At 58.3% G+C, this 355-nt stretch carries 1 protein-coding gene; it reads right to left on the minus strand.

Features of this window, described 5'->3' with window-relative positions; all coding sequences use genetic code 11:
• Positions 1-12: 12 nt before the first annotated feature.
• Positions 13-355, minus strand: a 343-nt coding sequence (gene opgC, locus AB4Y92_RS26820) for an OpgC domain-containing protein (RefSeq protein WP_441822384.1), incomplete at its 5' end; no start/stop codon positions are given.

Below are 355 nucleotides of genomic sequence, written 5' to 3' on the forward strand. Positions count from 1 at the left end.
CGAGTGCGATGGTCAGGATTGCGGCGCAGAATTGTGCAGCCCGGAAGCCGGCTTCTCTGCGGAACCACGGAGCGCGTTGGACTGATACCACGATAGGAAATTTCCTAGCACTGTCAGTATCGTAATGCCACCGAGACAAACCAGCAACTGTATGCTCAAGGCGAAATAGGTTTCGGCCAGAATGATCTGTCCAATGATCGCGAGCACGATACCGGTGCAAAAGATCTCGAGGGAATGCCGGCCCAATACTGCAAGTCGGCGCCCAACCACTCCGCAAACCAGCGCCGACTGCGCCGGCACGAAACGAACGAAGAGCCAGGCCAGAGCCGCCAGATGCAGCAGGCGTGTCCAGGCC

This window comes from Lysobacter sp. TAB13 (assembly GCF_052113885.1).
GTDB classification, from domain to species: Bacteria; Pseudomonadota; Gammaproteobacteria; order Xanthomonadales; family Xanthomonadaceae; genus Lysobacter; species Lysobacter gummosus.